We start from the raw sequence: 19,430 nt of genomic DNA, 5'->3' as shown, positions 1-19,430 counted from the left end.
CCGGCCTGCGGTGGCATAGAAAAACCCGGCCTTGGCCGGGTTTTTTGTGTGCCTGCGCATGCGCTCAGCCGGCATTGCGCGCCTCGAGCTCGTCCTCGCGCTGCCGGTCGAAGAACGCCATGATGTCCTTCATGATCGGGAAGGTGCCATCGCGACCCAGCGCCGAGACCAGATACCACGGCGCGGTCCAGCCGAGTTCTGCCACGATCGTCTCGGCCGCAGCGCGGGCCTCGTCCTCGAACATCAGGTCGGCCTTGTTGAGCACCAGCCAGCGCGGCTTCTTCAGCAACTCCGGATCGTGGCGCTCCAGCTCGCGCTCGATGGTGCGCACCTGATCCACCGGCGACGCCTCCACCCCACCATCCATCGGCGAAATGTCCACCAGATGCAGCAGCAGACGGGTGCGCTGCAGATGGCGCAGGAACTGCGTGCCCAGCCCGGCACCGTCGGCCGCGCCCTCGATCAGGCCCGGCACGTCGGCGATGACGAAGCTGCGGTATGCCTCGACACTGACCACGCCCAGATTCGGGTACAGGGTGGTGAACGGGTAATCGGCCACCTTCGGGGTTGCCGAGGACACCGCGCGAATCAGGGTGCTCTTGCCCGCATTGGGAAAGCCCAGCAGGCCGACGTCGGCCAGCAGCTTCAGCTCCAGCTTGAGCAACCGCTCTTCGCCCTCTTCACCGGTGGTGGACTGGCGCGGCGCGCGATTGACCGAGCTCTTGAAATGCATGTTGCCCAGGCCGCCCTTGCCGCCCTTGGCCACCAGCAGGCGATCGCCATGCTGGGTCAGGTCGCCGATGACTTCGTCGGTCTGCACGTTCATCACCACGGTGCCGACCGGCACCACGATGATGCGGTCTTCGCCGCCCTTGCCGTAGGCCTGGCGGCCCATGCCGTTCTCGCCGCGCTGCGCCTTGAAGGTGCGCTCATGCCGGAAGTCGACCAGCGTATTGACGTTCTCGTCGGCCACGATCCATACGCTGCCGCCGTTACCGCCGTCGCCGCCATCGGGCCCACCGAGCGGGATGAACTTCTCGCGGCGAAAGCCGACACAGCCATTGCCGCCATTGCCGGCACTGACCAGGATTTCTGCTTCGTCGACTAACTTCATGAGATTTGGGATTCGTAATTTGGGATTGGTAACACCACCGCAGGACGCCGCTAGGCGGCCGCGGAAACAGCAGGAAGCAGCGGTACCGGGACTCTCGAAATCCGCCGTTGCGAATCCCCAATCCCGAATCCCCACTCCCGGCCGTCAAACGAAAAACCCCGCAAAAGCGGGGCTTTCCGTCTCGTCCGCCAGGCAGCGATGCCTGACGGACTGGCCTGCATGGAGCGGGCGATTACGCCTCGGCAACCACGCTGACGGTGCGACGCTTCTTCGGGCCCTTGGTGGAAAACTCCACCTTGCCGTCGACCAGCGCGAACAGGGTGTGGTCACGGCCGAGGCCAACGCCGGCGCCCGGATGGAACTGGGTGCCACGCTGACGCACGATGATGTTGCCGGCATCGATGGCCTGGCCACCGAAGATCTTCACACCCAGGTACTTCGGGTTGGAATCGCGACCGTTGCGCGAGGAACCTACGCCTTTTTTGTGTGCCATGACTGGTTCTCCTTACTTCTTATCGCCACCGGCGATGCCGGTGATCTCGATTTCGGTGTAGTGCTGACGGTGTCCCTGACGCTTCATGTGGTGCTTGCGGCGGCGGAACTTGATGATGCGCACCTTGTCGGCGCGGCCATGGGCCACGACCTTGGCGGTGACCGAGGCGCCCTTCAGCGCATCGCCCAGCTTGATGCCATCGCTATCGCCCAGCATCAGGACGGTGTCGAACTTGATCTCGTTGCCAGCTTCGACATCGAGCTTTTCCACGCGGAGCGTTTCGCCCTGCGCGACGCGGTATTGCTTACCGCCGGTTACCAGAACTGCGTACATGACCAGGTTTTCCTCTGTAGTTATTATGGTCGCACTGACGTGCCCTAGGGCAGACAGGAGCGGGATTGTACGGGCTGGCGGGGTTTGGGGTCAACCTGCCGGCCAGCCGGCCGTGACCCCGCCCGATCCACCCGTGCAACGCATCATCCGGCCGCCACAGGCGCCCGGTCAGACTGGCATTTGGGGCAATTGCCCTCACCTAGGTCGGCGGGTAGGCTGATCGACTGCCACTCATTCCTGCTGAGCACGCTCGCACCACCGCCGGTTCGCCGGCCCGACATCGGATCCCCCATGGCGATGGATTTCATCCGCATCCGCGGCGCGCGGACGCACAACCTCAAGAACATCGACCTCGACCTGCCTCGCGACAAACTGATCGTGATCACCGGCCTGTCCGGCTCGGGCAAGTCGTCGTTGGCGTTCGACACCATCTATGCAGAAGGCCAGCGCCGCTACGTCGAGTCGCTGTCGGCGTATGCGCGCCAGTTCCTCAGCGTGATGGAAAAGCCGGACCTGGACCACATCGAAGGCCTGTCCCCGGCGATTTCGATCGAACAGAAATCGACCTCGCACAATCCGCGTTCCACGGTCGGCACGATCACCGAGATCTACGACTACCTGCGCCTGCTGTACGCGCGCGTCGGTCAGCCGCGCTGCCCGGACCACGGCTTCCCGCTAGAGGCGCAGACCGTCAGCCAGATGGTCGACCACATGCTCACGCAGGACCAGGAGCAGCGTTACATGCTGCTGGCGCCGGTGATCCGCGAGCGCAAGGGCGAGCATGCGCAGGTGTTCGAGCAGCTGCGCGCACAGGGCTTTGTGCGCGTGCGCGTGGATGGCGAGCTATACGAGATCGACGCGGTGCCACCGCTGGCGCTGCGCCAGAAGCACACCATCGAGGCGGTGATCGACCGCTTCCGTCCGCGCGAAGACATCAAGCAACGACTGGCGGAAAGTTTCGAGACTGCGCTCAAGCTCGGCGAAGGCATGGTCGCAGTGCAGTCGCTGGACGACCCGGCCGCGGCCCCGCACCTGTTCTCGTCCAAGTACAGCTGCCCGGTCTGCGATTACTCGCTGCCGGAGCTGGAGCCGCGGCTGTTTTCGTTCAACGCACCGGTGGGCGCCTGCCCCAGCTGCGATGGCCTGGGCGTGGCCGAGTTCTTCGACCCGGATCGCGTCGTGGTGCATCCGGAGCTGTCGCTGTCGGCCGGCGCGGTGCGCGGCTGGGATCGCCGCAATGCCTATTATTTCCAGCTGATCGCCTCGCTGGCCAAGCACTACAAGTTCGACGTGGACGCGGTGTGGAACACGCTGCCAGCCAAGGTGCGCCAGGCGGTGCTGTTCGGCAGCGGCGATGAGGTGATCAGTTTCACCTACTTCACCGATGCGGGCGGGCGCACCACGCGCAAGCACCGCTTCGAGGGCATCCTGCCGAACCTGGAACGCCGCTACCGCGAAACCGAATCGCCGGCCGTGCGCGAAGAGCTGACCAAGTACGTCAGCCAGCAGCCCTGCCCGGCCTGCAACGGCACGCGCCTGAACCGTGCCGCGCGCAACGTGTTCGTCGCCGACCGCCCGCTGCCCGAACTGGTGGTGCTGCCGGTCAACGAGGCGCTGAGCTTTTTCCGCGGCTTGTCGCTGCCGGGCTGGCGTGGCGAGATCGCCAGCAAGATCGTCAAGGAGATCGGCGAGCGGCTGGGCTTCCTGGTCGATGTGGGCCTGGATTACCTGACCCTGGAACGCAAGGCCGATACCTTGTCCGGTGGCGAGGCGCAGCGCATCCGGCTGGCCAGCCAGATCGGCGCCGGCCTGGTCGGGGTGATGTATGTGCTGGACGAGCCGTCGATCGGCCTGCATCAGCGCGACAACGAACGCCTGCTGGGCACGCTGACGCGGCTGCGCGACCTGGGCAATACCGTGATCGTCGTCGAGCATGACGAAGACGCGATCCGCCTGGCCGATTACGTGCTGGACATCGGCCCCGGCGCCGGCGTGCACGGTGGCGAAATCTGCGCGCAGGGCACGCTGCAGGACATCCTGGATGCGCCCGGCTCGCTGACCGGCCAGTACCTGTCGGGCAAGCGCCGTATCGAGATTCCCAAGCAGCGCCACAAGCCCAACCCGAAGATGATGCTGCATCTGCGCGGGGCGACCGGCAACAACCTGAAGAATGTCGACCTGGATATTCCGGCCGGCCTGTTGACCTGCATCACCGGCGTGTCCGGCTCGGGCAAGTCCACGCTGATCAACGACACCTTGTTCTCGCTGGCGGCCAACGAGATCAACGGCGCCTCGCATCCGGTGGCCGCGCATCGCGAGGTGGAGAATCTGGATCTGTTCGATAAGGTCGTGGATATCGACCAGTCGCCGATCGGGCGCACGCCGCGTTCCAATCCAGCCACCTATACCGGCATGTTCACGCCGTTGCGCGAGTTGTTCGCGCAGGTGCCGGAGGCGCGCGCGCGCGGTTATTCGCCGGGCCGTTTCAGCTTCAACGTACGCGGCGGCCGCTGCGAAGCCTGCCAGGGCGATGGCCTGATCAAGGTGGAGATGCACTTCCTGCCCGACGTCTACGTGCCCTGCGATGTCTGCCACGGCAAGCGCTACAACCGCGAGACGCTGGAGATCCGCTACAAGGGTTTCAACATCAGCGACGTGCTGCAGATGACCGTCGAGGACGCGCTGCGGCTGTTCGAGCCGGTGCCGTCGATCGCACGCAAGCTGGAAACCCTGGTGGATGTGGGCCTGAGTTACATCAAGCTGGGCCAGAGCGCGACCACGCTGTCCGGCGGCGAGGCGCAGCGCGTCAAGTTGTCCAAGGAACTGTCGCGCCGCGATACCGGACGTACCCTGTACATCCTCGACGAGCCGACCACCGGCCTGCACTTCCACGACATCGAAGCGCTGCTCGGCGTGCTGCACAAGCTGCGCGACGAGGGCAACACGGTGGTGGTGATCGAACACAATCTGGACGTGATCAAGACCGCCGACTGGATCGTGGATCTGGGCCCGGAAGGTGGCCATCGCGGCGGCAGCATCCTGGTCTCCGGCACACCGGAAGATGTGGCTGCGCACAAGGCGTCCTACACCGGGCAGTTCCTGGCCAAGATGCTGCCATCGGTGAAGGCGCGCGAGACCCGGCCGGCGGCGATGGCCAACAAGCCCGATGCGCGCCCGCCACGCAAGATCAAACCGGAGAAGGTGGCGAAAGTCGCCAAGTCCGCCACCAAGAAAACCGCAAAGAAGAAGGCAAGCTGATGAGCGAAGAGCACAAGGTGTTGGCACGCATCCCGATCAGCGTGCGCTGGCGCGACATGGACAGCATGGGCCATGTCAACAACGCCAAGTACATTTCGTATCTGGAGGAAGCGCGCGTGCGCTGGATGCTGGGCGTTGAAGGCGTGGCGATGACCGACCGCATCGCGCCGGTGGTTGCGGCCACCAACGTCAACTACAAGCGCCCGCTGATATGGCCGAACGACATCCTGGTGGAACTGTTCGTCGAGCGCCTGGGCAGCAGCAGCATCACCATCGGCCACCGCATCCTCGACCAGAAGGACGAGGGCGTGCTGTATTCCGATGGCAACGTTGTGGTGGTGTGGATCGATACGCAGACCGGCAAGAGCGCGGCGCTGCCGGATGCGGTACGCGCCGCCAGCAGCTGAGATTTGCCAGCTGCGCGTTGGCTCTCCAGCGCCATAAGACGACGGCGGCTCTTCCGGGAGCCGCCGTTGTTGTTTGCAGCGCTCCTGTCCTGCCGCTGCGCGATACCACCGACAGGCCACGTGCTCGAGACCGGACCGACACAATGAAGTGACAGCCTGCTCGCCATCACGCATCGCGTTTGATCGGCAACATCGCGCAGTGGGCTCGGCAAACACTGCAGGACCCAGACTCCGCTCAGCCGCGCATTGCGCGCGTCTACGAACCCGGCGCGCGCTTGCGCGCCTGCAGCGTGGTCTTGACCTCGCGGCCATCCTGCAAGGTAAAGGTCACCGGCACCTGCGCACCCTCCTGCAGCGGCGCACGCGCTTCCATCAGCATCAGATGCAGGCCGCCCGGTGCAAGCGGCACCGACTTACCGGCCGGCAATGCCAGCTCCGGCACGGCGCGCATGCGGCTGACGCCGTTGGTTTGCGTGGTCTCGTGGATGGACACATCGGCAAACGCACTGCTCTTGGCCGCGGTGACCTTCGACGGCTGCGCACAGCCATTGTAGAACTGCCCGAAGCCCGCTGCCATGCCCATGCCACCGGGTGGCGGAATGCGGATCCAGCCGCCCTTGAACTCGGGCAGGCACTGCGCGCCAACGCCTGCACTTGCCAGCATCACCCATGCACCGAGCAGCACGCGTCCGCACATGCGCTGCCTGCTTCGACTGCCGTCTATCATGACCCAACCTCCAGGAGCCCCGAATGAGCATCCAGATCTTAGACCATGGCCGTCTTCGCGAAATCCGTCTGGCGCGCCCGCCGGTCAATGCACTGGACAGCGCGCTGTGCCAGGCTCTGAGCACTGCGGTGCAGCAGGCCGGCGAGGAGACCGACGGCATCGTGCTGTCGGGCAGCGAGCGGATCTTTTCCGGTGGCATGGACGTGCCACACCTGCTGGCGCATGGCACCGACCGCGCCGCGTTGCTGGCCAGCTGGACGGCCTTCTTCGAGGCCGCGCAGGCGCTGGCCAACAGCCGCGTGCCGGTGGTCGCGGCCATCGGCGGGCATGCGCCGGCCGGCGGCTGCGTGCTGGCACTGTGCTGCGACTACCGGGTGATGGCGCGCAGCGCCGATACCGCCAAACCGTATGCGATCGGCTTGAACGAGGTGCAGGTGGGCCTGGCTGCGCCGGAAGGCATCCAGCGCCTGCTGCGCCGCGTGGTCGGCGCGCACCGCGCCGAGCGCCTGCTGATCTCCGGGCAGCTGCTGCCGGCCGAGCAGGCGGTCACGATCGGCCTGGTCGACGAACTGGTCGATGGCGAATTGGTCACCGCGCGCGCGGTGGCCTGGCTGCAGGACCTGCAGCAGCTGCCGCGCCAGCCGATGCTGGCCACGCGCGCGATTGCCCGCGCCGATCTGCGCGCGGCGCTGGCGCCCGAGCTGATCCAGCTGGAGCGCTTCATCGACGGCTGGTACGCGCCGGATGCGCAGGCCGCCCTGCACGGCCTGGTGGCGCGGCTGCAGAAGGCCTGAAGGCGCTCCCGCACGGCGCGCAGGGGGCGGCCCGCTATAATCGCGGTCCGTCGCACGCCCAGGCCAGCCCCTTGTCCGCCACTGCCGAACCCGTCGTCTCCGAACTGATCAGCCTGCTGTCGCTGGAGCGCCTGGAAGACAACCTGTTCCGCGGCCAGAGCCGCGATATCGGCACCAAGTACGTGTTCGGCGGACAGGTGCTGGGCCAGGCACTGGCCGCCGCGCAGGCCACCGTGGACAACGGCCGCCAGGCGCACTCTCTGCATGCCTATTTCCTGCGCGCCGGCAATATCGACCACCCGATCGTCTACGACGTCGATCGCACCCGCGATGGCGGCAGTTTTTCGGTGCGCCGGGTCACCGCGATCCAGCATGGCAAGGTGATCTTCTTCTGCGCGGCCTCGTTCCAGCAGCGCGAAGACGGCGCCGAACACCAGTCCGCGATGCCGGTGGTACCGCCGCCCGAAGACATCGAACCCACCCCGCCGCTGGCGGCGGAGGTGCTGGAGAAACTGCCTGCCAAGGTGCAGCGCTGGCTGTCGCGTGGCGGCCCGTTCGAGTTTCGCCATGTGTTTCCGCGCGACGAACTCAAGCCGCCCAAGCGCCCGCCATTCCAGCAGATGTGGCTGCGCCTGAGCGACCCGGTCGGCGACGACGTCGGCCTGCACCAGGCCTTGCTGGCCTATGCCTCGGATTTTCAGCTGCTGGGCACCTCCACCTTTCCGCATGGCATCAGCTACTACACGCCGAACGTGCAGATGGCCTCGCTCGATCACGCGCTGTGGTTCCACCGCCCGTTCCGCACCGACGACTGGCTGCTGTACTCACTCGACAGCCCCACCGCACAGGGTTCGCGCGGCCTGGCGCGCGGGCAGTTCTTCACCCGCGATGGCGTGCTGGTCGCCAGCACCACCCAGGAAGGCCTGATCCGCGTGGTGCCCGACGGCAGCGCGATCGCGGTGCCGGCAAACGACTCGCCATGTTGATTGCTGCACCGCGTTCGTCGCGCCCAGGCATGCTGATGGCCGCCTGCACTTTCCGGCCTGGATCAACTTCCTTGCCGCTCCTTTCTTTCAGCTCGAGCAAGCGCATTCGCAGCGCGCCCTGCTCGGCAATCGCTGGCACTCCTTAAGCATGCGCAAGATCTTCAGCAGTCAACGTATCGAAACCGCCGAAGGCGTGGCCGATCTCCTGCGCAACGCCGGTATCGACGTGCGCATGAGCAACGGCCGCTCCTACGAGAGCAAGCGCAGCGGCCAGTTCAGCTATCTCGAACAGGGCAACGCCCAGGCCTACCCCACGGTGTGGATCGTGCACGCCGACGACCAGCCGCGCGCCCGCGATCTGCTGCGCGACGCACGCCTGCTCGACACCACCCGCCGCGATCTGCCGAATGTGGAGTACACCTTCCGTGACGGCGAAAACGGCTCGAGCACCAATGCGCGCAGCTGGGCCTGGCGCATCCGGCTGGTGCTGCTGCTGGTGATCGGCGCGGTCGCCATGTTCGTGGTGCTGCGCCATCGCAATGCCCCGGATGCGGCCAGGCCAGTGGCACCGCCGGCCGCGCAGCCAGCGCCCGCCACCACCGCACCGCCCGCCGCAGAGGACGACGAAGTGCGTGTACGGATCCAGCCGGCGCGCTGAGCGCAGCCACCCGGTGGTGTGCCAGGCGCCACCGCCATCACGTCGGTCACATCCGCTGCTCGCCTGCGTCATGCTGGGACCAGGACATGGATTGCGCCGATGCACACCGACACGCTGGACCTGATGTTGCAACGCGAATTGCCGGTCGCCGCAGCCGGCTGCCAGCAGGCCTACGGCCGCATCGTGCGCGCCTGCCAGAACACGGTGACCGCCATCGCACTGGCGATCACCCGCGATATCGCCGCCAGCGAAGACATCGCCCAGGAAGCCTTTCTGCGCGCCTGGCAGCGTCTGGCGCAATTGCATCAGCCGGCCAGTTTCCTGCCGTGGCTGCGGCAGATCACCCGCAACCTGGCGCGCGACTGGCTGCGCGCCAACCGGCATCGCGCGCTCAGCGGCGAAGCGGCGGACCTGGCGATCGCGATGGCCGCCGACCCGGCCCCCTCGCCCGCCGACCAGTTGCTGCAGGTGGAAGAAGAGATCGCCGCGCTCGACATCATTTCTGCATTGCCCGAAGAAAGCCGCGAGACGCTGCTGCTGTTTTATCGCGAAGGCCAGAGTTCGCGGCAGGTCGCTTCGCTGCTTGGCCTGAGCGATGCGGCCGTGCGCAAGCGCCTGTCGCGGGCACGTGCCAGCGTGCGCGGCGAGCTGCTGCGCCGGTTCGGCGAGTTCGCCCGTGCCAGCGCGCCCAGCGTGGCCTTTGCCACCGCGGTGACCTCGGCAACCCTGCTGGCCGCGCCGGGGACGGCGAGCGCGGCCATCGTGCTGACCGGCATGGGGGGCGCGGGCAAATTAGGCGTGAGCGGGCTGACCGGCTCGGCCCTGGGCGGTGGTGGCGCCGCCGGTGCGCTAAGCCTCTGGCTCGGCCTGCCGTCGCTATTCGCCGCCGGCGCCGTGCTGGTTGCCGGCGTCGGCACGTACTGGTCGTGCTGGTATCTGCTGCGCTTTGCGCAGACCGCCGCCGAGGCAGCGGCGATTCGTCGTTTCCTGCACATCACCACACTGACGTCGGTGCTGGTGGTGGGCAGCACGCTGCTGCTGAAACGCCTGGATGCCGGCGCATGGGCATCGCTGCTGTTGCTGGGCGCAGGCATGGCGGTGCTCAACTACCAATCCATCCGGGTGCTGCCACGCGTCATGCGCCCGATGCTGGAACGCGATGCGCAACGACGCGGCAGCACGCGGGCACCGCTGCTGTATCGCTGCATGTTCAGCCCGGGCGCGATGTTGGTGAGCACGGCGGCGGTCATGCTGCCCATCGTGCGGCACTACATGAAGCTGGGGATGCTCTGATCCCGGCGTGGCGCCATCGCCGCATGCGGCAAGTGCGACCATTCCTGTCAACAAAAACGGCCTCCTGCTTGCGCGGGAGGCCGTTGGTCGATCGGCGCCTTGTTGCGTGTTGCGGTTTACATGCTGCGTATGACGACAGTGCTGCCCCGGTCGCAGCACTGCGACCGGGGAAGCGACTGGATGAACTCAGTTGCCCGCGGCAGGCTTGGCCGGCATCGGACGCTTGCCGTGATCGCCATGCTCGCCCTGACCCCAGCGGCCATGCTCGCCACGCTGCTTGGATGCGGCATCGAACTCGGCCTTGCTCAGCTTGCCGTCCTTGTCGGTATCGGCCTTGGCAAACCATGCGTCGCGATGCTGCTGCATGCGCAGCTCACGGTCGGCGCGATCGACAAAGCCGTCCTTGTTGATGTCCATCTCATCGAAGCGCGCGGCGAACTTGGGGTCGGCCTTGGCTTCTTCGCGGCTGATGCGGCCGTCCTTGTTGGTGTCGAGCTTGCTCAGCCATTCGCCGCGTCCACCGCGCCCCGGGCCGCGATGATGCGGCCGCTCGTCGCGCGACAGCTTGCCGTCCTTGTTGGTGTCCAGCGTGTCGAACTGTGCGGCCAGCCTGGGGTCGGCGGCGGCTTCGCTGCGATCGATCACGCCATCGCCGTTCTTGTCGAGTTTGGCAGGACGCGGCGCATCGCCGGCGGCAGGCGGAGCGGCGAACACCGCGCCGGTGGACAGGGCAGCCAGCACGGCCAGTGCGAGAAACGGTTTGCGAGACGTCATGAGAAACTCCTGGAATGTGGGAACCACACGCGGCACCTGCATGGGCCGCATCGCGTGGGTGGCGCATCCGGATCCACCGTGCGCTGCCACCAACACCCACATCAACGAGCCATCGGCGCGCGCGTTGACGCGGCAACCGGGCGTATTCATCCGGCGGACAGTCGCCGCCGTTGCGACGCGCAGGCGCTATCCTGACGCCATGGCCATCCACGCCGACACCCATGACGACCTGCGCCTGTTCCAGACCGGCGAGCATGCCTGTGGCTACTGGTCCGAGCGCCGTGCGCGCGACCTGGTGCTGGATCCGCACGACCCGCGTCTGGGTGCGATCTATCCGCAGGCCTTGGCATGGGGATTCCGTCGCTCCGGTGATCTGGTCTACCGGCCGCATTGCGAACGTTGCCGCGCCTGCGTGCCGGTGCGCATCGCGGTGGATGCGTTCCGGCCCGATCGCAGCCAGCGCCGCTGCCTGGCGCGCAACCAGGACCTGGTGGTGCGCGTGGTTGCTGCCGAGCGCACCGACGAACAACTCGCGTTGTACCGGCAGTACCTCAAGCACCGCCATCCCGGCGGCGGCATGGACGAGCATGGCGCCACCGAATTCGACCAGTTCCTGATCGGCGGCTGGTCGCATGGACGCTTCCTGGAAATCCGCGAACCGGCGGTGGCGCATGCGCCTGGGCGGCTGCTCGCCGTTGCGGTCACCGATGTCACCGAGCATGCGTTGTCGGCGGTCTATACGTTTTACGCACCGGATGCCACTGCGCGCAGCCTGGGCACCTTTGCGATCCTGCAGCAGATCCAGTGGGCGCAACGCGAGCGCCGCGCGCATGTGTATCTGGGCTACTGGATCGACGGCCATGCCAAGATGAACTACAAGCGCCGCTTCAGCGCGCTGGAGGCCTACGACGGCCGCCAGTGGCGCGGGCTTCCTGCCGCTGCACCGGAAGGGTGAACCCCGCCGGGACGACATCGGGCTGTCGTCTTGCACATGCGAGAATATCGCGATGATCAGACCTCTCTTACTGCTTGCGCTGACCGCGCTCTGCGCCGCCTGCGCCCATCAGGCGACCTCTCCGGAGACAAGCGCCAAGGCAACTGCCGCCTCCGCGCCGGCCCAGCTACGCATCGCGACCTACAACACCTCGCTGTATTCGGATCAGGCCGGCGGCCTGGTGCGCGAACTGCAGGGCGACAGCGCGCATGCGCGCAAGATCGCCGCGGTGCTGCAGCGGGTGCGTCCGGATCTGGTGCTGCTCAACGAGTTCGACTTCGACCCCGAGCACCGCGCCGCCGATCTGTTCCAGCAGCGCTATCTGGAGGTCGCCCAGCCGGGCGGCGGCGCAGCGTTGCGCTACCCGTATCGCTACCTGGCCCCGGTCAATACCGGCGTGCCGAGCGGCCTGGATCTGGACAACAACGGCAGCGTCGGTGGCGATGGCCGCACCCGCGGCAACGATGCCTGGGGTTACGGATTGCATCCCGGCCAGTACGGCATGCTGGTGCTGTCGCGCTACCCGATCGACACGCAGGCGGTGCGCAGTTTCCAGTTGCTGAAATGGAGCGCGCTGCCGGGTGCGCTGCGCCCGACCGACCCGTCCAGCAAACAATCGTTCTATCCCGACGCGATCTGGGCGCAGCTGCGGCTGTCGTCCAAATCGCATTGGGACGTGCCGGTGCGCACGCCGCTCGGTGTGGTGCACGCACTGGTCTCGCACCCCACCCCGCCGGTGTTCGATGGCGCCGAGAAGCGTAACGTCGCCCGCAACCATGACGAGCTGCGGCTGTGGCGCGAGTATCTGGACAATCCCAAGGACGCCAGCTGGCTGTGCGACGACCAGGGCCGCTGCGGCGGGCTGCCCGCCGATGCGCGCTTCGTCATTCTCGGCGACCTCAATAACGATCCGGTCGACGGCGCCGGCCGGCACGATGCGATCCGCGCCTTGATCACGCACCCGCGGGTGCTGCAGTACCCCACGCCGCACAGTGCAGGCGGCCCGGAAAAAACCGCCGAATACGCCGCGCAAGGCATTGCCCATGCGGGCGACCCGCACCAGGTCACCGGCGACTTCGGGCCGCAGGCGGGCACGATGCGGCTGGACTACGTGCTGCCTTCGCGCCAGTTCACCTTGGTCGGCAGCGGCATCTTCTGGCCCGCCAGCGCCACGCCGGAAGCGGCGATCGCCGATGGCAGCGATCATCATGCGGTTTGGGTGGATGTGGCTGGGGGGCGGTGATTGGGGATTGGAAATTGGGGATTTGAAGCGTCGGGTGGTTGCTTGTGTCGTGGCGCGATTGCGGCTGGTCGCCGCAACCGCGCCATGACCCGCGCAGCGCTCAGTCCAGCTGGATCTGCACTGCCTCTGCGGCTACCCGCGCCTTCGCGCGCGCGGCGTCGATGCTGTCCGCGCGCGCCAGCGTGACGCCGACGCGGCGGTGACCGTCCACGCGCGGCTTGCCGAACAGGCGCAGCGCGGTGTCCGGGTCGCGCAAGGCCTGCGCGACATTGTCGAAGGCCGGCACGCCGTGACCGTGCGCCAGCAGCGCGCACGACGCCGACGGGCCGCTCTGACGGATCACGCCGCCGTTTTCCGCACCGACCGGCAGGCCGAGAATCGCGCGCGCGTGCAGGGCGAATTCGCTCAGCTCCTGCGAGACCAGCGTGACCAGGCCGGTGTCGTGCGGGCGTGGCGAGACCTCGCTGAACCACACCTCGTCGCCCTTGACGAACAACTCCACGCCGAACAGGCCCAGACCGCCCAGGTCGTCGGTGATGGCCTGCGCGATCTGCTGCGAGCGCTGCAAGGCGGCCGCTGACATCGGCTGCGGCTGCCAGCTCTCGCGGTAGTCGCCGTCCTTCTGCCAATGCCCGATCGGGTCGCAGAACGAGGTGCCGCCGGCATGCCGCACGGTCAACAAGGTGATCTCGTAATCGAAGTCGATGAAACCCTCGACGATGCAGCGCCCGGCACCGGCACGTCCGCCGGTCTGCGCGTAGTCCCAGGCCGCCTCGATGTCCGCCTCGCTGCGTAGGGTGCTCTGGCCCTTGCCCGAGGACGACATCACCGGCTTGACCACGCACGGCAGACCCACCGCGGCGATCGCCTCGCGATACTCGGCAGCCGTGTCGACGAAGCGATACGGCGAGGTCGGCAGGCCCAGTGTTTCGGCAGCCAGGCGACGGATGCCCTCGCGGTCCATGGTCAGGCGAGCGGCGCGCGCGGTCGGGATGACCCGCTGGCCCTGCTCGCGTTCCAGCGCGAGCAGCGTTTCGGTATGGATCGCCTCGATCTCCGGCACGATCAGATGCGGCTGCTCCCGGGCGATCAGCGCGCGCAGCGCCTGGGGATCGAGCATGTCCAGCACGTGCGAACGGTGCGCGACCTGCATCGCCGGCGCGTCGGCGTAGCGATCGGCGGCGATCACTTCCACCCCGAAGCGCTGCAATTCGATCGCCACTTCCTTGCCCAGCTCGCCCGAGCCCAGCAACAACACGCGGGTGGCGGAAGGCGACAACGGCGTGCCGAGAATAGTCATGAGCGCAGTCCAGATCGGGAGGGGGCCGCCATTCTAACGGGCCGTCACCACGGCCGCCGACCGCAAGACTTGCGTTAACTGATATCACTTTGATATCTTTTTTCCACTCCCCAAGGACACCCACCTCATGAAAGAGAAGCCGATCAGCTCACTGCCGGGCATTCCAGTCATCCTCGCCGCTGGCGCCGCGTTCGCGGGCGCCGCCTGGTTCATTCTCACGACCCTGGCGGCCGGCAGCCCGACTCCAGCCGGGTTCCTGATTGCGCTGCTGGTGGTGGCGGCGGGCATCTTCATGCTGGCCGGCCTGTACACGCTGGAGCCGAACCAGGCGGCGGTGCTGAGCCTGTTCGGCAAGTACGTCGGCACGGTCAAGGACCCGGGCCTGCGCTGGAACAGCCCCTTCTATGCCAAGCGCCGGGTCAGCCAGCGCGTGCGCAACTTCGAGAGCGGCCGGCTCAAGGTCAACGAACTGGACGGCAGCCCGATCGAGATCGCCGCGGTCATCGTGTGGCAGGTGCTGGACGCTTCCGAGGCGGTCTACAACGTCGACGATTACGAAAGCTTCGTGCATATCCAGTCCGAAGCGGCGCTGCGCGCGATGGCCACCAGCTACCCGTACGACCAGCACGAAGACGATCAGATCTCGCTGCGCAGCCATCCGGCCGAAATCAGCGAACAGCTCAAGCGCCATCTGGACGAGCGCCTGACCCAGGCCGGCGTGGACGTGATCGAAGCGCGCATCAGCCACCTGGCCTACGCGCCGGAAATCGCCCAGGCCATGCTGCAACGCCAGCAGGCCAATGCGGTGATCGCCGCACGCACGCGCATCGTCGCCGGTGCGGTGGGCATGGTCGAAATGGCGCTGGCCGAACTGCAGAAAAACGGCGTGGTGCAGCTGGACGAAGAGCGCAAGGCGCACATGGTCAGCAACCTGCTCACCGTGTTGTGTTCTGATCGTGGCACCCAACCGGTGGTCAACGCCGGCTCGCTGTATTGAGGTGATGCAATGAATGTCATGGTGCCGTTGGTCGTCGCGCTTTCCGGCTTGCCTGCGTTGGCAATCGCCGCCTCCATCGGTGCGGACGACGACGACCGCGCGCGCGGCCTGGGGCTGCGCTGGGCCCTGATCAGCCTGGTCATCCTGATCGGTGCTGCCTGCCTGTACTGGGCCGGCGACAACCGCGCCGGCATCTATGCGGTGGTGATCGGCATGCTCGTCGGCGTGAATGTGTTGATCGTGTCGATGGTGATGCACCTGCGCCGCCATAGCGGCCGCCAGGAGCGCGAGTGAGCGAGAAGAAGGCCTATCCGCTGCGCATCAACGCCGACGTGCTGGCCGCCGCGCAGCGCTGGGCCGACGACGAACTGCGCAGCCTCAACGCGCAGATCGAATACGTGCTGCGCGATGCGCTACGCAAGGCCGGGCGCCTGCCGAAGCCGCAGGGCGACAAGGACGCCGGTGCTTGAACAAGCACAGGCGTGAGTGATCGTCAGAACGGATCAGCTTCCACTCGCATGCATCCGCCCCACCGCCGCTCAGCGGAGCATCTTTATCGCTGCACGGAAGCGTTCACGCTGCTCCGCACTGGCTGCCCTCACGTGGCACCCGCTAAGCTGCGGCGATGCGCAACTCCCCACGCTTTCTGCTCAACACCTCCGACATCGAACTGTGGCCGGCAGACCTGCCGCGTGCGCGCGGCAATGCGGATGCACGCGTGCTGGCGCAGGCCGACTGGCTGCTGCGGCGCAAGCGCGACGGACGCTACCTGGCCGCGCATCTGCCGCAGGGCGTGATGCCGTTGATCCCGCGACTGGCGTACGAGCCGGGGCTGGACGAGGCACTGGCGCTGCTGGAACTGCCAGGCGGGCGTGCATCGGACCATGCGAGCACGCTGTTGCCGGTCAGCGGCGTGCAGCAGCGGCTGGCGCAACTGGAAATCGACGTGGAGGCGTATCCACGGCAGACCGGGCTGAGCCTGGTGGCCGAACCTGCTGCCCTGCACTTTGCCGGACGCGATCGTTTTGCGCGTCCGTTGTGGCTCAGCGCCGGCGCAAGCCGTGCATGGCGACAGATGCAGGCCGACGCTGCACGCGCTGGCGTGCTGCTGGATGCGTTGTCCGGGTATCGCAGCCACGATTACCAACTGGCGATCTTCGAACGCAAGCTGGCGCGCGGCCTGACGGTGCCGCAAATCCTGGCGGTCAACACCGCGCCCGGCTTCAGCGAACACCACAGCGGCGATGCACTGGATATCGGCACGCCCGGCGAGCCGCCGGTGGAAGAATCCTTCGAGACCACGCCGGCCTTCGCGTGGCTGCGCGACAACGCGGATCGCTTTGGCTACCGGCTGAGTTATCCGCGCGACAATCCCTACGGCATCATCTACGAGCCCTGGCATTGGCGTTGGTCGGCGGCGTAATGCGCGCGGCAAGCCGCACGCACCGCACTGCAACGCCCTACTCCTGCGAGCGCGGCGTCGGCACCTTGGCTGCCACGCTGAAGTCGGCGATCTTCCATAGATAAAACGCGGCGTAGCTGCGGTACGGGGCCCAGCGTTCGCCGCGGATGGCCAGTTCCTTCGGCGTGGGCATCTGTTCCTGCCTGTCCACGCGCTGGGCGCCCTTGCGCACGCCCAGGTCATCGACGGGCAGCAGATCCGGGCGCCCCAGGCGGAACATCAGCATCATCTCCACCGTCCAGCGGCCGATGCCGCGCACCGGGATCAGCGCCTGCACGATCGCTTCCTCGTCCATGAAGGCGAGCCTGCGCAGGGAGGGAATCTCGCCGTCGCGCTCGCGGCGCGCCAGATCGCGCAACGCCAGCGACTTGTTGCCGGAGACGCCACACGCACGCAGTGCCGCGTCGTCGATGCGACCGAGCGTGTCTGCATGCAGGCGCGACGCACCGATGGCCGCTTCCACCCGCGCCACGATCGTCGATGCGGCCTTGCCGCTGAGTTGCTGGAACAGGATCGCGCGCGCCAACGCGTCCACCGGATCGAACGGCTTGCGCCAACCCGGCTGCGCGGTGATCGGGCCGATGCGCTTCATCCACGCGCCCAGCGCACGATCGCGCCGGGTCAGGTGCGCGAAGGCGGCCTCCACATCGAATCCGCGGGCATGGCGCGGCATGCTCAGCGCCTCAACGCGCCGATCGCCAGCACCGCCCAGCCCAGCATCAGGCTGGTGCCGCCAATCGGTGCCAGGCTGGTCGGCCAGTGCAGCAGCGCGCCGCCGACCAGGCTGCCGGCAAACAGCAGCGTGCCGAGCAACAGCAGATACAGGCCGACCCGGCCGAGCGCACGCGTTTCGGTAGCGCCGAGCACCGTCAGCACGGCGCCATGGCCGAAAGCATACAGCGCTGCCAGCTGCAGCCGCGATTGCACCAGCGCATCGGCCACCCCGTGCGAGGCATAGGCCGACAGGCCCACCGCGATGGCGGCCAGCAAGGCGCCGCAAAACGCCAGAAGCGACGGATGTTTCTTGCGACGTTCGAGCAGGGACATAAAGGCGATTCCATTGCAGCGCCGTGGCGCAAAAAAAAACGCGCCGCAGGACTGCGGCGCGTTTTTGTCTGGATCAGATCATCGTGGTGAGACGATTACTTGATGGCCCAGTAGACGTCGTAGGTACCGTCCTGCGTAAACGACTTGTCCACGCCGCCCTTCCACGACTCGTACGGACGCTCGGTCACGTCGTTGCCGTTGGTGGCAGCCCAGGCGCGCAGGGAGCTACGCACTGCGTCCAGGCCGGCCATGTGGCCTGCGTAGGTCGCAAACGCGGAACGGTGTGCCTTGGTGCGCTCGTACTTGACCGGAGCTTCCGACGGGATGTTGACCTTCAACTCCTCGCCCGCTGCAGCAACCGGGGTTGCATCCACAGGTGCGGCAGCCGCGGCGTCATCCTTCTTGGCATCGGCCTTGGCGGTGTCGGCCTTGGCATCGGTCTTCGGCGCGCCACCGGCACGCTTGCGGACCGGCTGCACGACGTCGAACGCATACTTGTCGCTAGCGAAGTCGGTGGTCACGATACGAACCGGACCAGCAGCCTCGAGGCCGTTGGCGTCCATCACGCGCTTGATCCACTCCTGGTTGTCCTTGATCGACTTCTTGATCGTCTCGTTGTCACGATCGATGTTGCCCGCGTTGACGACCAGCAGGTCCTCGGCCGGCACATCGACGAGCTTGAGATCGCTCAACACCGGCTTGCCGTCGAGCTGGGCGCGGTAGTCGAAATTCGGCACGGTGGCCAGCGCGGTCGCCAGACGCGACAGACCCAGCTTCAGGTCGTCGCCCACGTGACGGCTGACATACAGGCCGGCATAACGACCGAACAGGTTCCAGCCGTACTTGACGCTGTAGTCCTGGGTGATCTTGACGTTCTTGTTGTTCTTGCCGGTTGGCGCAAGGGTGAAGTTGGTGACTTTGTCGTAGCCCTTGGTGGGATCGTCGATCGAAATCTCAACACGCTCGTTCTTGACGCTGTTGGTGATCTCCCAGCTGCCGTCGCCGATATAGCCTTCGGTGGAGCTGTATTCGACGCGTGCACCCTTGCCCTCGTTCGGGCCGACCAGCTTCAGCTGGATCTTCGGGTCACGCAGCACAAGCGGGTTCCAATCCTTGAAACGACGGAAGCTGTTCACGGTGTCGTAAACAATCGTCATCCTGCGGTTGGTCTCAACACTCTCGGACATCTGCCGCTCCGAGGGCAACACCAAGCCCACCACGACAAACAAGCCAGCCACGATCCCCAAGGCGATCAGGAACTCGATAATACGGGTCATTCAGGAGGTCTCCGGGGCCGATCCCACGGCCGGGTTGAGTGAAGCGAAGCCGCCATCCTAGCAGGCTTCGAGAAAGATGTTCAGTTGTGCGACGGGTAGCGCGGTCTTGCGGTGTCATCCACCGCGCAACCGCGCAGCCCATGACTGCGCAACCCCAACCTGCACAAGGGTTTGGTCAGATTGCGCGCAGCTATCATGCACATCGCGCGATGCCTGTGTGTGATGCGATTGCCGCCGGCGCCACGTTCTGCCTCCCGGCCGCGTGCGTGATCA

21 protein-coding genes are annotated in these 19,430 nt (G+C 66.6%); 12 read left to right on the top strand and 9 right to left on the bottom strand.

All coding sequences use genetic code 11. The features are described 5' to 3' along the window. Positions 1-64 precede the first annotated feature (64 nt). The 3 genes from obgE to rplU form a co-directional block, all read right to left on the bottom strand. Positions 65-1,114, bottom strand: a complete 1,050-nt coding sequence (gene obgE, locus AC1KVE_RS09005; protein ID WP_016901714.1) for a GTPase ObgE — start codon at positions 1,112-1,114, stop codon at positions 65-67. 232 nt (positions 1,115-1,346) lie between these two features. Next, complete coding sequence (rpmA, locus tag AC1KVE_RS09000) at positions 1,347-1,607, bottom strand: 50S ribosomal protein L27 (RefSeq protein WP_003484326.1); 261 nt, start codon at positions 1,605-1,607, stop codon at positions 1,347-1,349. 12 nt (positions 1,608-1,619) lie between these two features. After that, complete coding sequence (gene rplU / locus AC1KVE_RS08995; protein ID WP_046342025.1) at positions 1,620-1,940, bottom strand: 50S ribosomal protein L21; 321 nt, start codon at positions 1,938-1,940, stop codon at positions 1,620-1,622. 291 nt (positions 1,941-2,231) lie between these two features. Here rplU and uvrA point away from each other — a divergent pair, with 291 nt between their 5' ends. Together uvrA and AC1KVE_RS08985 are read left to right on the top strand one after the other, a co-directional pair. Continuing rightward, a complete protein-coding gene (gene uvrA, locus AC1KVE_RS08990; RefSeq protein WP_046342024.1) occupies positions 2,232-5,198 on the top strand; it encodes an excinuclease ABC subunit UvrA in 2,967 nt (988 codons plus the stop codon). Next, the gene (locus tag AC1KVE_RS08985) at positions 5,198-5,605 is read left to right on the top strand and encodes an acyl-CoA thioesterase (protein WP_126965677.1); all 408 of its coding nucleotides are present in this window, start codon (positions 5,198-5,200) and stop codon (positions 5,603-5,605) included. The genes uvrA and AC1KVE_RS08985 overlap by 1 nt, the downstream gene beginning before the upstream one ends. A gap of 256 nt (positions 5,606-5,861) precedes the next feature. On the opposite strand, the gene AC1KVE_RS08980 is transcribed toward AC1KVE_RS08985, so the two are convergent. Further along, entirely contained in the window at positions 5,862-6,302 is a 441-nt protein-coding gene (locus AC1KVE_RS08980; RefSeq protein ID WP_481092781.1) for a copper chaperone PCu(A)C, read from the bottom strand. Between the two features lie 53 nt (positions 6,303-6,355). Between AC1KVE_RS08980 and AC1KVE_RS08975 the strand changes: the two genes are divergently transcribed. The 4 genes from AC1KVE_RS08975 to AC1KVE_RS08960 all read left to right on the top strand — a co-directional run bounded on the left by AC1KVE_RS08975 (position 6,356) and on the right by AC1KVE_RS08960 (position 10,063). Next, complete coding sequence (locus AC1KVE_RS08975) at positions 6,356-7,126, top strand: enoyl-CoA hydratase/isomerase family protein (protein WP_481092780.1); 771 nt, start codon at positions 6,356-6,358, stop codon at positions 7,124-7,126. Positions 7,127-7,197: 71 nt separating this feature from the next. Beyond that, positions 7,198-8,112 carry an acyl-CoA thioesterase II gene (tesB, locus tag AC1KVE_RS08970; RefSeq protein WP_016901707.1) on the top strand — a complete coding sequence of 305 codons (915 nt, stop codon included), beginning with the start codon at positions 7,198-7,200 and terminating at the stop codon, positions 8,110-8,112. A 148-nt stretch (positions 8,113-8,260) separates the two neighbouring features. Then, the gene (locus AC1KVE_RS08965) at positions 8,261-8,770 is read left to right on the top strand and encodes a putative signal transducing protein (protein WP_016901706.1); all 510 of its coding nucleotides are present in this window, start codon (positions 8,261-8,263) and stop codon (positions 8,768-8,770) included. A 99-nt stretch (positions 8,771-8,869) separates the two neighbouring features. Next, the gene (locus AC1KVE_RS08960; protein WP_481092779.1) at positions 8,870-10,063 is read left to right on the top strand and encodes an RNA polymerase sigma factor; all 1,194 of its coding nucleotides are present in this window, start codon (positions 8,870-8,872) and stop codon (positions 10,061-10,063) included. A 186-nt stretch (positions 10,064-10,249) separates the two neighbouring features. Here AC1KVE_RS08960 and AC1KVE_RS08955 read toward each other — a convergent pair whose 3' ends face one another. Continuing rightward, the gene (locus AC1KVE_RS08955) at positions 10,250-10,987 is read right to left on the bottom strand and encodes an EF-hand domain-containing protein (protein WP_016901704.1); all 738 of its coding nucleotides are present in this window, start codon (positions 10,985-10,987) and stop codon (positions 10,250-10,252) included. Here AC1KVE_RS08955 and AC1KVE_RS08950 point away from each other — a divergent pair. Beyond that, the gene (locus tag AC1KVE_RS08950) at positions 10,878-11,792 is read left to right on the top strand and encodes an arginyltransferase (RefSeq protein WP_039519976.1); all 915 of its coding nucleotides are present in this window, start codon (positions 10,878-10,880) and stop codon (positions 11,790-11,792) included. The two genes, AC1KVE_RS08955 and AC1KVE_RS08950, sit on opposite strands and share 110 nt — an antisense overlap. Positions 11,793-11,844: 52 nt before the next feature. Continuing rightward, a complete protein-coding gene (locus AC1KVE_RS08945; RefSeq protein WP_481092778.1) occupies positions 11,845-13,074 on the top strand; it encodes an endonuclease/exonuclease/phosphatase family protein in 1,230 nt (409 codons plus the stop codon). A gap of 100 nt (positions 13,075-13,174) precedes the next feature. Here the strand turns inward: AC1KVE_RS08945 and purT are convergent, their stop codons facing one another. After that, positions 13,175-14,374 carry a formate-dependent phosphoribosylglycinamide formyltransferase gene (gene purT, locus AC1KVE_RS08940; protein WP_481092777.1) on the bottom strand — a complete coding sequence of 400 codons (1,200 nt, stop codon included), beginning with the start codon at positions 14,372-14,374 and terminating at the stop codon, positions 13,175-13,177. Positions 14,375-14,501: 127 nt separating this feature from the next. Here purT and AC1KVE_RS08935 point away from each other — a divergent pair, with 127 nt between their 5' ends. The 4 genes from AC1KVE_RS08935 (at position 14,502) to AC1KVE_RS08920 (ending at position 16,794) form a co-directional block, all read left to right on the top strand. Continuing rightward, complete coding sequence (locus AC1KVE_RS08935) at positions 14,502-15,371, top strand: SPFH domain-containing protein (RefSeq protein ID WP_016901700.1); 870 nt, start codon at positions 14,502-14,504, stop codon at positions 15,369-15,371. A gap of 9 nt (positions 15,372-15,380) precedes the next feature. Beyond that, a complete protein-coding gene (locus tag AC1KVE_RS08930) occupies positions 15,381-15,665 on the top strand; it encodes a hypothetical protein (protein WP_016901699.1) in 285 nt (94 codons plus the stop codon). Next, positions 15,662-15,841, top strand: coding sequence for a type II toxin-antitoxin system antitoxin (locus AC1KVE_RS08925; RefSeq protein ID WP_047128318.1), 180 nt, complete (start codon positions 15,662-15,664; stop codon positions 15,839-15,841). The genes AC1KVE_RS08930 and AC1KVE_RS08925 overlap by 4 nt, the downstream gene beginning before the upstream one ends. 155 nt (positions 15,842-15,996) lie before the next feature. Next, a complete protein-coding gene (locus AC1KVE_RS08920; protein ID WP_481092776.1) occupies positions 15,997-16,794 on the top strand; it encodes a M15 family metallopeptidase in 798 nt (265 codons plus the stop codon). Between the two features lie 37 nt (positions 16,795-16,831). Here AC1KVE_RS08920 and AC1KVE_RS08915 read toward each other — a convergent pair whose 3' ends face one another. The 3 genes from AC1KVE_RS08915 to AC1KVE_RS08905 form a co-directional block, all read right to left on the bottom strand. Then, positions 16,832-17,506, bottom strand: a complete 675-nt coding sequence (locus tag AC1KVE_RS08915) for a DNA-3-methyladenine glycosylase family protein (protein WP_126965669.1) — start codon at positions 17,504-17,506, stop codon at positions 16,832-16,834. Positions 17,507-17,508: 2 nt separating this feature from the next. Further along, positions 17,509-17,880, bottom strand: coding sequence for a DUF423 domain-containing protein (locus AC1KVE_RS08910; RefSeq protein ID WP_481092775.1), 372 nt, complete (start codon positions 17,878-17,880; stop codon positions 17,509-17,511). A 95-nt stretch (positions 17,881-17,975) separates the two neighbouring features. Beyond that, a complete protein-coding gene (locus AC1KVE_RS08905; protein WP_024939464.1) occupies positions 17,976-19,157 on the bottom strand; it encodes a polyketide cyclase in 1,182 nt (393 codons plus the stop codon). Between the last annotated feature and the right edge of the window lie 273 nt (positions 19,158-19,430).

The sequence above is a fragment of the Xanthomonas sp. NCPPB 2864 genome (assembly GCF_056675615.1).
This window is presented reverse-complemented; position numbering and strand designations above follow the sequence as displayed.

Coding starts and splice junctions, on each gene's coding strand:
- AC1KVE_RS08930 (WP_016901699.1), top strand. CDS start 15,381: ATGAATGTCATGGTGCCGTTGGTCGTCGCGCTTTCCGGCTTGCCTGCG.
- AC1KVE_RS08920 (WP_481092776.1), top strand. CDS start 15,997: ATGCGCAACTCCCCACGCTTTCTGCTCAACACCTCCGACATCGAACTG.
- AC1KVE_RS08985 (WP_126965677.1), top strand. CDS start 5,198: ATGAGCGAAGAGCACAAGGTGTTGGCACGCATCCCGATCAGCGTGCGC.
- AC1KVE_RS08960 (WP_481092779.1), top strand. CDS start 8,870: ATGCACACCGACACGCTGGACCTGATGTTGCAACGCGAATTGCCGGTC.
- AC1KVE_RS08965 (WP_016901706.1), top strand. CDS start 8,261: ATGCGCAAGATCTTCAGCAGTCAACGTATCGAAACCGCCGAAGGCGTG.
- AC1KVE_RS08950 (WP_039519976.1), top strand. CDS start 10,878: ATGGGCCGCATCGCGTGGGTGGCGCATCCGGATCCACCGTGCGCTGCC.
- purT (WP_481092777.1), bottom strand. CDS start 14,374: ATGACTATTCTCGGCACGCCGTTGTCGCCTTCCGCCACCCGCGTGTTG.
- AC1KVE_RS08915 (WP_126965669.1), bottom strand. CDS start 17,506: ATGCCGCGCCATGCCCGCGGATTCGATGTGGAGGCCGCCTTCGCGCAC.
- rplU (WP_046342025.1), bottom strand. CDS start 1,940: ATGTACGCAGTTCTGGTAACCGGCGGTAAGCAATACCGCGTCGCGCAG.
- rpmA (WP_003484326.1), bottom strand. CDS start 1,607: ATGGCACACAAAAAAGGCGTAGGTTCCTCGCGCAACGGTCGCGATTCC.
- AC1KVE_RS08955 (WP_016901704.1), bottom strand. CDS start 10,987: ATGAATACGCCCGGTTGCCGCGTCAACGCGCGCGCCGATGGCTCGTTG.
- AC1KVE_RS08980 (WP_481092781.1), bottom strand. CDS start 6,302: ATGTGCGGACGCGTGCTGCTCGGTGCATGGGTGATGCTGGCAAGTGCA.
- AC1KVE_RS08910 (WP_481092775.1), bottom strand. CDS start 17,880: ATGTCCCTGCTCGAACGTCGCAAGAAACATCCGTCGCTTCTGGCGTTT.
- AC1KVE_RS08945 (WP_481092778.1), top strand. CDS start 11,845: ATGATCAGACCTCTCTTACTGCTTGCGCTGACCGCGCTCTGCGCCGCC.
- AC1KVE_RS08905 (WP_024939464.1), bottom strand. CDS start 19,157: ATGACCCGTATTATCGAGTTCCTGATCGCCTTGGGGATCGTGGCTGGC.
- AC1KVE_RS08935 (WP_016901700.1), top strand. CDS start 14,502: ATGAAAGAGAAGCCGATCAGCTCACTGCCGGGCATTCCAGTCATCCTC.
- uvrA (WP_046342024.1), top strand. CDS start 2,232: ATGGCGATGGATTTCATCCGCATCCGCGGCGCGCGGACGCACAACCTC.
- AC1KVE_RS08975 (WP_481092780.1), top strand. CDS start 6,356: ATGAGCATCCAGATCTTAGACCATGGCCGTCTTCGCGAAATCCGTCTG.
- obgE (WP_016901714.1), bottom strand. CDS start 1,114: ATGAAGTTAGTCGACGAAGCAGAAATCCTGGTCAGTGCCGGCAATGGC.